Here is a 12,610-nt window from a genome sequence, read left to right as displayed (position 1 = left end):
GTGTAACTAAATAAGACTTACCAAAAGCACCGATTCACCGGCTGTAGGTTTGTCTACCTTCAGGATCCCTCCTGCCTTTACTATATTCGATTTTCTTTGGTTCTGACCGTTCTTCGGATCAATCCAGGTCAACCTGCATGATCCTTTATAATCCCGCAGATCTATCTGCAGATCCTTGCCTGAAACGGAATACACGATCAATCCATTTTTACCTTTCAGATCGTACCTTCCTTCTGCTGATTTTTCCGCAGGACTCATCGTTGAAGCTGCGCGGAGAAAATCCGCATTTAGAGACGCGGGTAACTGCGCCAGCGATCCCCCTGCCATGAATGCAGCCCATCCGAAACTATCATAGCTATCGCCTGAATACATCACCCCCTTCGAAGGATATTTTTTCCTGTATTCGCTCACCGCGCGGTAAACCTGATCGAAGGATGTTTTCTTAGGTTTAAGCAACCTCGCATGCTGTCTGGGTGCCAGGTTTTGACCGCCTTCAGGCGCATAGGCAGAGCCGTCAGCCTGATAATGCCAATACCGGATGTCCACCAGGTCAACAATAGCCGACCGAGACGCATCAGCCAGAATAGCGTCCTGAACATCCTTCGTGGTACTCAGACCGATAACAACTTTATTCTGCGTTTCATTCTCCCATTCCTTGATCACATCAAGCCAGAACTCTACAAAGTGACGCGGGCCTGTAAACTCAGCACCAATCAGTTGGATTACGCTATTGTTGTCTTTGAAATTATTCAGGCATTGTCTGATATAAGCCCTGTGAAGTGCTCTTCTTTCCGGATGAGACACATCATAGAACTGCTCAGCCATGAAAATACGCTTGTCGCCGGCATAAGGAACCGGTTCAGGGAAGCCTGGATTATTGATATTGTTTGCAGTTCTCCAGGGGAAGTCGGCGTAGTGTGCACCAGCCTCAATAATATTATGCTGGAAATAGTTTTCATGGATCAGTACAAGCCCTTTCTCATCAGCCAGGTCAGCAAACTGCTTCAACCTGCCCCAATACCAGGCATTGTATTTCGTCAGATCGTATTTGCTCAGCCCGTCCCACGCTCTTCCCTCACCACTGCGGGCAAAAGGTTGCTCATAGAAAGGAGCCCATACTTCACCGTCCATACGACGGATACGCTCATGGTCATCTCTGCGACGCTCATACCATAAGCCATAGTTATGATCAAGAGCCACAATGTTATTTTCTTTCATGCTGTCCGTAACCTCATTGAGGTCATCAGTAAGACCCAGCCCTGTTCTTCCGGGTACGAAACGGGTCACAGCCGCCTGAGACTTACTCAGATCATCCGGCTGTAGAGTGCCCCTCCACCATGGAACATTGTGTCTGGAACCGGTCAGCACCTGGTTGCCTCTAAGAAGCCATCCGTTCTCAACATGTGCAATGCCAGCCTGTGGTTTCCTAACAGGTTCTTTAACCCCGATCTGATCGATCGTTTTAACCCCTTTTGCTATTACAGAGATCGGATTACGCGATCCAGCCTGAGCAATCCAGTCCTCAAGCCTTACCCCAGGGTTCCTTGAAGCCCTTGTAAGTTCAGTAGCTACTTCAACCTTCGGACTGCTCGACGCCTCTGTTGGAACCTCCATCAGGTAAGCGCGCGTAGCAGGTTCTGCACCCATTCTATCCGTTAATTGAGCGTAATATAAGCTGCGCGGATTGATATGTTCATTAGATTGATCCCAGTAACCATTCCCTGAAAACTGTGCCCACGTACCAAAGGCCCAGTTACTTGCAGTAGGAGGCGCATAATTATTAACAAGCGAGGCAGTGCATTGCCAGAACACGCTGTTTGCTGCGGTCCATCCGGCTCCTTGTGCATCCTGGCTTCTGTTCATATAGCTTAATGCCTGACCGTCGACGTTCACGATATCAAACAAAACGCCCGAAGCCCAGCTGTCTATCGTTCCGCTGAAACTATGCGGCAGTGATGATTCACATTGTACGAAGACATTTGGGCCGGCAGCACAATAACCTACAGCGAAATCATGGTATCCATCCTCCGCATAACATCTTTGAAATAATGTTTGCTGCCCAAGAGTATAAAAAGTATAACGGCGTTGCCCTCCTATTTCCGAAACAGGAGAACGCGAGATACAGTCCTCAACAGTAATACGCTTTGCTGAAGGCAGTATTTGAACTGCAGACCCGGCAAAATGCTCAAATTTCACCTGCCGCACCCACGCATCAAGCACATTATCAAGAGTCACGGCCATCCAGCGGTGATCTTCGTCTTTCTTATTTGCCGCATCAAATTCAGAACGCATCAGCATGTTTTCCACACCAGTCTCAGCAATACGCCCGGCCCAGGTGTAAGCAGATACATGTCCTCCTCCGAATAAAGGATCCAGAGCTGTCGTTATAGGCGCATCAAGAATAAGCTTATTGCCTTTTACCTCAACGATCATCCTATCCCATTCCAGATCTTTATCCCCGGGCTTCCAACCCAGACTGGTTAGCCCGCCACCAAAATGCGCGGTTCCCAGAGCCTCGATCCAGTTCTTGGTGGAAGGTCTGTGAACAACGATGGTTTGTCCGGCTTTGAATTTATGCGAACCCGATAAAGTCAGTTCTCTGGTGTTCACAGGATGATAGATATCCGCCAGCTTAATCCCTTCCGCTTTGCGGCGTCCCTGAAGTCCGGCAACAGTAATAAGCGTTTCACGGCTCTTTCCGGCTCCAAGCAGAACCGTCCCTTTTTCGTCCATACCGCTTCCTCTCAGGACTACCCCCGAAGTAGAAATCTTCAGGGAGCCGAGGACTTCATAAAGCCCATTTTGCAATAGCACTGCTCCCCTGATTCCATTCTTGTCAGGCTGCAAAGATGATACATAGTCAATGGCTGATTGAATCCGGTTGGTTGCGTCGCCGCTTTTCACAGGAACCACTACCTTCACAGGAGCGTTAGGAATAGCCCTCTCGCCCGCCTTATAGCCCGCATAAGAAAAATCAGGAATACGGTTTCCAAGAGAATCTGGCGAATAAGTCAGTTTATTGCCCTTATATGAGATAGGCAGCACAGGCTCAACCTTCCCTTTTTGCGCAAATGACGGAGAAACAGAGGCCATGCAAGCCAGAAGGCCAGCAATCAAATATTTACGGCAAAGATTCAAATCGTTCATTTAGAGAAGATTTTATCTGGTGTGTTTAAATGATATAACGAGATCTAATTACAATCCAGGTCTCAACAAAATAATTTAGTAATACCTTTGGTTAGAAAGTATATCTCATTACAAATGTATAGGCAGTGCCGCTTAGTTTTATATAGCATTTTCTCAATCTTCTGTAGCATCTTATCCTGAAAGCTCAAGCCGCTATATTGTTACAATTAAGTTCCTGCAGCTCCTGCTTCCGCAGGAGCTGCAGGAACGCTTACCGCAAGCTTTCCCCGATTTCCACAAACAAAAAAGGGACAACAACCGCCTGGCTGTTATCCCTTTTTTGTTTAAGAATATTTATTATTTCAGAGGATCAAAAGTTCCCATTCCATTCAAACTGTTCCATCCTGTGGTTTGCTGCAGATATGGGCTACCACTCAGTACGGTTTGGTTCAATCCGAAGAAGTAATACTCTGGGTACCATTTGAACTTCCAATCTGCTGGATTGGTCTTATCAAGATCATCTCTTTCAGTTACCTTGAAATGCTTCTCGTATAGATAATCCACATATTGTTCATACGTAGTGATACCTGCAGGGTATGATGAAGAAGCAGCGTTTCTGTCGATGACAGGCGCAGTTCCGTTAGCTGGCTTAATCAGCGGATCAACGCCTTTATCATTCACATAGTCAGCACCAGTACTCGTTTTAACAGAGATGTATAATCCTGTTCTACGGGTGCCATTTAAAGGTTTCACACCAAGGCGCAATGCTGTAGGTGAGCCTTCTTCAAACAATTTCCATCTCCTTAGATCAAAGAAACGTTTGCCTTCGTATGCTAACTCAATCTTTCTCTCGTTAATCACGGCAGCAAAAAGCTTATCCTGATTTCCTGCAGCATCAGCCAATCCGTAGTTGCCGTCAGTGTTCTCCACACCGGCTCTTTCCCGTATAGACTTGATACCTTCCAGACCTTCGGCCAATTTGCCAGAACCTATCGCACTTTCTGCAAGGTTCAGTACAACCTCAGCAAAACGCATCTCCATGAAGTTTGTTCCGCTGATCTTGAAGTCTCCAAGCGAGTTGGAAGCAGCAGGGTTCGAAGCCTTGCAAAGATAGATTCCGCTTGAGTTCGCACCGCGACTTTCAGTCGTAGCTTGTGGCAGAGCGTCTGTCGCTTTCTTCTTCCATGTATAAGTCCACACCTTGAAGTTTGCATCGTCTTTATAAGGCCAGATAGATCCGTTGTAGGCAAACGTTTTATAGAAGCGTGGATCACGGTTCTTATAGAACTTGTTCTGATCGTAAGTGTACTTCTCAGATTGTCCCATCGCTTTTCCATCTTTCATTGGGAATGCATCCAGCATCTGCTTGGTCGGAGATACAGAGCCACCACCGCTTATTTCTTTAGGACGGATTGCTTGCTCCCAACCATTGAACTTCATTACCTGATCAGAGTTCACTGTATTAAAGTTGAAAACGATCACAGCCTCCGGGTTACCCACTTCAGCTAAAAACATATTAGCCCATGCAGTAGCGTTTGCCGTACCTCCTGTTTTAAATAAACCGAAGCCATTTGCTTCCAGAAGAGCTTTTGCAGCTGCATTTGCCTGGTATGATCTTTCCCATCTCGCAACATCGTTTGATGGATTAAACAACGGGCTTGCCCAGGTTAATAACACTCTTCCTTTTAGCGCAGCAGCCGCACCACTGGTAATACGCCCCCAGTTGTCGTTATTCCATTTACCTGGAAGTAAAGCTGTTGCCTCATCCAGATCCGCACAGATTTGTTCAATACACTCCGAAGTTTTGCTACGCGCTACTTGAGAATCGCCGCCCTCAGAAAGGATTGGATTTTGTGGTTCAAGAACCAATGGTACACCGCCGTAAAGACGCACTAATTCAAAATACTGCCATGCTCTCCAAAAATACATCTGGCCCTTCAACTCTTTTCTGGTTTGCTCTGGCAAGCCATGCTTGTCGATCTCACTCAAAAAGATATTGATTTGCTTGATACGAGTCCAGGTGTTATTGTTAATGGAAGTACCCATTCGCTGACCGAAATACTTATTCGCATGATTATTCGTATAAGAAATCTGAGCCCATGGCTTATTGTAGTCTGTTTCTCCTGCTAACTCTTCCGTCGTTTGCGTAAAGAAAGTATTATACGTTCCGTTCTCACTTGCGGAGTTTGTTGAAATCATCGAGTTCGCATTATTCGCCGGAAGAAACAGTCCATAAATGTAATCAACATAGGCTGTCGCAGTAATCGCGTCTTTGAAAACTTCCTCGTTCACACCACCAAAGTCGCGTTTCTCAGCCAGAAAGTCGTCCTTGCAGCTACCGGCGGCTATCATAACAGACACCAGCAAGCATATAAGTTTTATATTTCTTTTCATGATTGTTTATTTTAATGCTTTATCACTTAAACTATAACGAAACATTCACACCGAAGGAAAACGTCCTTAAGTTCGGGAAAGAGTCGAAAGCAACATCTGAATCTCTATAAGAGAATGGGTTATAGAAATTCAATGGATTTGTACCGGTAACAAAAACACGGGCATTGTTTACCTTAATCGACTGTGTAAAGCTTTTCGGTAAGCTGTAGCCCACATTGAAGTTTCTCATACGCATCCGGAAGCTATTCACCTGCCAGAATCTTGAAGTCGGCTCTAAGTTGATCTTGTCGAAGTTCGGATTAGGCATCGTTCCATTTGGATTAATTTCCGGATCGTAGATATTACCCCAGATAGCAGGTAAACTCTGGAATCCTCTCGTGATATCGTTGTTTAATTTTTTTCTGGTACCGCCATCAATCTCAGACCATCCGCCGAAGGAACCCGAAATAACGACATCGGCGCTTAAGCCTTTGTAACTCGCCTTCACGGTGAATCCCATTCCATAATGGTTATCCTTTCTGTCCTTGAGCTTTATCTGATCATGAAAATCGATGATACCGTCTGGAGCAGCGAATGTGCCATCGGCCTGTAACGGACCTCTCACGTCTTTGTAATACAGCGTTCCTGGTCTAAGTTGAGCAGCTGGAGTTTCAAAAACCTGTGTGATGTTATATTGTTGAACATACGCATCAATATCTGCCTGAGTTTTGAACATACCTATGTAATCATAACCCCAAACACCGTTGTCGCTTGATTTACCTGGCTGTGCATTCCATGGATACATAATATCGTTATCATTAAAGTTGCCTTTTTTTACCTTATTATCGTACCAGTTTAACCGAACATCAATGCCATAGTTGAAATCCTTTCCTACTTTATCTCTCCAGCCAAGACCGATTTCATATCCGAATAAGTCCATTGCAGCATAGTTCTCTGATGCAACCGAACCTCCAATTGTGATTGGCACAATACCGGTACGCTCAATCAGCAGGTTAGTTCCTTTATTATAAAACCCTTCAATATTTGCAGACAACCTTTCCTGGAAAAACCGGGCATCTATCCCAAGGTTATTTTTCAACTCGTCAGACCAGGTCGCATTCCTGTTTGGTGAAGCTTCCATCTTCATACCTGTAGATGATGGAGATGTATCAGATCCGAATACAGATCCCTTACCATTCTGGTAAGTATAACGTTGTCTCCATAACCAGGCTTTCGTATCATCTTTACCTAACAAACCGATTGAATATCGCAATTTAAGAAAGTCTATCGCGTCAACATTGAAGAAATCTTCTTTTGACACAATCCATCCCGCTGAGGCAGAGTAGAATTTACCCCAGTAGTTTTCAGGTGCAAATTTGGTTGAAGCATCAGTTCTGAATAAAAACTCTGCCAGGTATTTATCATCGTACGCATAATTTGCCCTTGCTACATAAGATAGTGAGCCTGACTCTGCAGCTGATGTTCTTGCATCAATGGCGCCGAATGCACTTCCGAATTGTCCGTTAGTTGTTAAAGAAGGAGATGCTTTCCATACGTCTTCCTGATCGGAATTAGCTTCTGCCCTTTCAACAGAGAATAATCCACCTACTGAATGCTTCCCAAAATCCCTGGCGTAGCTGGCTGTTAAGTTCAGCTGATATGAATTCGAATTGCTGTTTGAATAATACAGACGGTTTCCATTTTCCCAGTCTCTGTAAGAATTCACAGTAGCACCCTGATCATAGATATGCTGGTGCTCACCTGTACGGTTGAACTCATATAGTCTCAGGAGTGTACCCACCTGTGATCCATGGTTGGCTCCCAGATTTCTACCATAAGAAGCTCTTCCCTTTAGACCCTTTATAAAAGGCACATCATACTCAGCGAAAAGATTGACAGTCATGGTTCTGTCCTTATCTTTTGCAAGGTTACCCAAACGCTCTATTTCAAAGAAATGATACCTTGACAAGGCGTCACTTGACGAAGGTAGCTTTACGGGATATCCGTCAACGTACATTGGAATGTAGCGTGGAGCCCTTAAAAGATTCACGTAATCATTATCGATACTTTCTCCACCAATTTTGTTATACGTTTTGGTGAGGTTAGAATAGTTACCTGATACCTGAAGACCGGTTTTGATATTCTTACCTACTTTTACATCCGTTCCTGCTCTGAAGTTCCAACGATCATACTCAAGACTGCTTAGATTTCCGTCCTGAGTGAAATATGTAATACCGGCAAAATACGTTGCTTTTTCGGTACCACCACTTACATTTAAGGTATGGCGCATATTAGATGCTGAAGTCCATGCCTCATCTAACCAGTCATAGTTAATGGTTTTAAAGTGATCGAGCTCATCCTGGCTGAATACACGATCTTTATACGTATTGTTTTTGATCGCATTCGCACCATTCGGGCCGTTCATAATGTTGAAATACTGCCCAAACTCGTAAGCACTCATCATCTTGCTTCTGTAAGCTTCGTCATTGATCGCATAAGAACCGCTGTAAGAAAATTTAGGATCGCCGTTCTTTCCTCTCTTGGTACGTACTAACACAACACCGTTTGCAGCTCTTGATCCGTAGACCGCAGCAGAACCGTCTTTAAGCACGGAAACGCTTTCAATCTCTGATGGATCAAGATTATTAAACATCGTATTGCTGTTTCTGCCGTCCGCTCCTATCTGAATGATATCATCGATTACATAAAGGGGCTCCACATTACCACCATCCTTTGCGAGTGCAACTGGGTTCCGTATGGTTAACGTTGCTGTTGAACCGGGGCGGGATGTTCCACCACTTACTCCAAGACCAAGTACACGACCCGCCAAAGATGCTCCCAGGTTTCCTACCGGTAAATCCTGAACCTCGTCCATCTTGATCGATTCTACAGCTCCGGTAAGGTGTTCTCTCTTCTGGATACCGTAACCAACAACCACAACTTCCTGCAGGTCATTTGATGACTCAATCAGCTGTACGTCCATTTTAGTACCTGAGGCCATCACTTCCTTGGTCTGAAAACCAATATAAGTAAAGACTAGTATTTCATTTCCTTTTGGTAGGTTGAGACGGAATGTACCGTTGATGTCAGTACTTGTCCCCGTATTAGATCCCTTGATCTTGACTGTTACCCCGGGAAGTACTTCTCCCTTGGAGTCCTTTACCGTTCCCGTAATGTTCACTCGCGCATTCGCCGACTTCTCTGCCGCGATAAGATATGCCGAACTTGTAGCAAAAGATGTATTTTGTAATACAAACAGACAGACCAAGAACATCGCCGGAATCTTTGTCCGATGAAGGCTTGATTGTAAAAGTAAGTTCATAAAATATTAGATTAATGTTAGTTGTTAGATTTCAATAATTTGAGGTGGGGTGATAAGCAGTGATAATTCACCTGGCTATCCGAATAGTAAAGCTTTATCTCATATTCAATAATTTTAAGTATAATGATCTATTTACTAAGCAGATGAACAATCCAGATCAACTGCTTAGTGTATTTATTTAGGATATTGATAATTTGGCTGTAAGCAAATATATCGAGTAGTTATTCCGATATATTGTAGTATTTTTTCATGATCATGTAGCATATTAGCATGCTACCGTATACGGAAAACTACTTGGTTTGTTCCCGCTCTTTCAACTTCTGCTCCCACTCTTCCCGGGCCTTCTTGGTTTCTACGCCCTGTGCAGATAAGTAGTTATTGATCTTGCCTTTATATTTACCAAACCAGGCATGCTTTTTATCGGAGGAACCCGCATTCATCGCATATTCTCTGGCTTCAGTCAGGTAAGCAAGAATCTGTTCCTTCTGCGATTCATTCAGATTAGGAAGCATTTCCATATAGCCTTTATATGTGATTGGAAGTACAGAGTAGGTCATCCCGTCCTTTACCTTCTCTATTTGCGCTCTGCTCAGCTGTTTGCTGAGTTTTGCCATATACTCGTTATGAAGACGCGCAAGCTTCGGACCGGCCTCTGCCTCAACCTGGCTGATCTTCAACGCCCGTGCTGATTTATCTAGGCTCTGATCTGCCTTCAGCGATTTGATCTTCTCATCCCGTGCTGAATGAATGTCGTTCAAGGCTATATACTGGTCCGCGATGATATCGCGAACCAGGTCTTTCTTCGATGCTTCGGTGATGTCGAGCTTAACGGCTATCTTGTCAGCGCGCTCGGTAATCACTTTCCTGTATGCAGCTTTTTCTGCATCGTTTCCTTGCTGTGCAAAGCCTGCTGATGTGAAGCATGCAAAAGCCAGTGCAAATAGCAACCTTTTCTTCATGACGATTAGTTTTGAGAACCGTTATAATCTACGTTTCCGCAGAAGTGAACTTCTATACCCAGTCCGGTCATTGCCGCGGCTTTAAGCCTGCAAAGCTCCTGCGCTTTCGCTGCATCCGGTGCATATGCTACCTGAATATGGTTCGCTTTATGACGTGCCATCATCTGATCACGTGTCACTCCGTTCAGCACAGCATGCATTACAGGCCATTCAGGATTGGTCTCTGCCCAGATTTTCTGCGTTTCTTCAAGCGGAAGAGATATAGCCTCTCCTACTCCCAAATCGCAATGAAGTTTGTTATCCATTACGAATACACGACTCCATACGATGCTTCCCGGTTTGCTGATGCCTTTAAGGGTTCCACCGCCGAAAGGAAAGAACATGGACGGCTGACGAACACTTGAAGCTCCTTTGTAACCGTCGATAAAATGTGAAGCCGGAGCTGCTCCTGAAATCATGAATAACCACACGAACTCGTCTACGCCGTTTACATTCCGTTGCTGTCCCCAGCGAAGGTCATGTAAGGTGTTCGAGCCGTCAAGTCCGAGCTGCTCCCATAAATGATAGGTCACATATCCATCAATACCGGCACACTCATCAACTTCATTGAAGTGAGGGAGAGCATGTCCCGCATTGATTTCTTCACCCGACTCGGATAATACCGGCGGACGTAATTTGTTATTCAATAAGCCTTCTGTCAGGTCGCTGGCTGCAGTAAGGTCTTTTAATCCCTGCTGATACTGGATACCGATTGTGTCACAACCGAAATCGTCTGCGATACGCAATGAAGCGATATACATCTTCAACTGCTCGAGTGTCTGCTCACGGGTAAGTTCCGTTTCCGGGTTTTCACCCCACTCAAACGTCATGCCCTGCTCCAGGAGCCAATTCAAGGCTTCCTCTGCTTCGTCCACACTCACTTTGCGCATAGCGGCAAAGAGAGCCGACTGGCTTAAACGTTCCTTGAAGAAACCGGTACGGTGCAACAGATCATCCGGTACGATCGCATTATACATTCCCATACAACCTTCGTCGAAGATCCCCATGATTCCCTTGCGGGTTTTAAATGCTTTAGCGAACTCTTTACCGATCTGCTCTTCACGTTGCGGGATCTTCACCAGGCTGTAATCTTTAACATGGCTCTGATCGTGTTTGATGACTCCGGTTTCAAACCACTCAGTTAGTGAGTTGATGAAAAACTCATCTTCGAATGTTTCGCTCCAGAGTGAACTATATTCTACTCCTGCCTTGCTCAGGGAACCATTCAGGTTCAGCATACCTACAAGGCCAGGCCACTGTCCGCTCCAGTTAGCTACCGTAAGGATCGGTCCTTTATGGGTCGTCAATCCGGATAGAACGTGATGGCTATATTGCCATACGCTCTCTGCAACGATAATAGGCTGTTCAGGATCAAGGTTGCGAAATACCTCCATTCCCATCTTCTGAGAATCGATAAAACCGTGTTTTTTTACTTCATTGTATGTATGCGCACGTTTCACTGTCCATCCGAGCTTTTCGATTGCCTTCGTCAGAAGCTGCTCCATCTCGTTCTGAGTAGCCCAGCAATTCTGGTTTGCAGCTATGCGAAGATCTCCACTGGCAACTAATAAAACTTCCTTATTTCCTTTCAACATTGTATAATTTTTATAGGTTCTTTATGAATTTGTCAATAATAAATTGACTACGTTAACAAACTCAAAAACACGCATTTCCTTCGGTGATTTTTTAGGATTTTGAAGGAAAATATCCTGCTGAGTGCTACAAATATGCACCAGGCTGTAATAGTATTGTTGCAGGTTGTTATCCAATTTCTGTAGGATCTTAGCATTCTAATTAGATTATTTGGTGTATACTTGCCAAAGGAAAGAAACGCTAAAAACTATTCAGATGAAGCCCTTATTTCATAAAGTTCCGGTTAAACTTCAGAGCTCTTTCAGTATCAGACATGATATCCGACCCAGGTTTGATACGATCTGGCATTACCACCCGGAGCTCGAACTGCATCTGACGATAAGGGGTGAAGGCGTAAGGTTTATAGGCGATAATATCAGTAACTTTTCTTCGGGCGAACTTATTCTCCTTGGAGAAAACTTGCCTCACACCTGGCGCTGCAAAGATGAGTACTTCGCAGCCGATTCTAACCTGGAAGTGGAAGCCATCGTTATTCACTTCTTGCCAGATTGCCTGGGCAAGGATATTCTGCATCTTCCTGAAGCCTACCTGATTCCCAAACTGCTCGAAAAAGCGAAACAAGGCATGGTTATCCATGGAGAAAGCAAGGATAAACTTCGTGAACTGATGTTCTCAGCTATAGATGCATCCGGACTGGATAAGATCATCATCCTGCTTTCAATCCTGAAAACTCTGGCGGAAGCCGAGGACTATAAAAGCATCGTCACTGGCCAGCATACGCTGAACAAATCCACCGAAACGGATACCATCCGCTTGAATAAGGTCTATAACTATACCCTGACCCACTACAAAAAGGAAATAAGCCTGGAAGAAATTTCGGAGATCAGCAACTTGAGTATTACCTCTTTCTGCAGGTATTTCAAGCTGATGACAAAGAAGACGTACTATGATTTCCTGATTGAAATCAGGATCAGCCATGCCTGCCGGGCGCTTATTGAAGATAAGCTGCCTACCGAGGTGATCTGCTTTGACTGCGGGTTCAACAACGTGTCAAACTTCTACAGGCATTTCAAGAAGGTAACGGGACTTACGCCGCTTGACTATAAAAGGCAGTATCTGCAAAAGATATAAAATCAGAATGAGGGATTGAATGTAAAAGCGTAACATCCAAAATAATGCTTCCGCACCCAACCCCTCA

6 protein-coding genes are annotated in these 12,610 nt (G+C 44.7%); 1 reads left to right on the top strand and 5 read right to left on the bottom strand.

What is annotated here, in order from left to right; all coding sequences use genetic code 11:
• Positions 1–6 precede the first annotated feature (6 nt).
• The 5 genes from ACO1NU_RS13765 to ACO1NU_RS13745 all read right to left on the bottom strand — a co-directional run bounded on the left by ACO1NU_RS13765 (position 7) and on the right by ACO1NU_RS13745 (position 11,414).
• Positions 7–3,147, bottom strand: coding sequence for a DUF6298 domain-containing protein (locus ACO1NU_RS13765; protein ID WP_448819067.1), 3,141 nt, complete (start codon positions 3,145–3,147; stop codon positions 7–9).
• 336 nt (positions 3,148–3,483) lie between these two features.
• Positions 3,484–5,520 (bottom strand): RagB/SusD family nutrient uptake outer membrane protein, encoded by a 2,037-nt coding sequence (locus ACO1NU_RS13760; protein WP_448819066.1) that lies wholly within the window; start codon positions 5,518–5,520, stop codon positions 3,484–3,486.
• A gap of 31 nt (positions 5,521–5,551) precedes the next feature.
• A complete protein-coding gene (locus ACO1NU_RS13755) occupies positions 5,552–8,821 on the bottom strand; it encodes a SusC/RagA family TonB-linked outer membrane protein (protein WP_448819065.1) in 3,270 nt (1,089 codons plus the stop codon).
• Between the two features lie 290 nt (positions 8,822–9,111).
• Positions 9,112–9,780, bottom strand: a complete 669-nt coding sequence (locus ACO1NU_RS13750; RefSeq protein ID WP_448819064.1) for a DUF3826 domain-containing protein — start codon at positions 9,778–9,780, stop codon at positions 9,112–9,114.
• 5 nt (positions 9,781–9,785) lie between these two features.
• A complete protein-coding gene (locus ACO1NU_RS13745; RefSeq protein WP_448819063.1) occupies positions 9,786–11,414 on the bottom strand; it encodes a fucose isomerase in 1,629 nt (542 codons plus the stop codon).
• Between the two features lie 253 nt (positions 11,415–11,667).
• On the opposite strand from ACO1NU_RS13745, the gene ACO1NU_RS13740 reads away from it, so the two are divergent.
• Positions 11,668–12,543, top strand: coding sequence for an AraC family transcriptional regulator (locus ACO1NU_RS13740; RefSeq protein ID WP_448819062.1), 876 nt, complete (start codon positions 11,668–11,670; stop codon positions 12,541–12,543).
• The last annotated feature ends 67 nt before the right edge of the window (positions 12,544–12,610 follow it).

The organism is Arcticibacter sp. (genome assembly GCF_053551015.1).
This window is presented reverse-complemented; position numbering and strand designations above follow the sequence as displayed.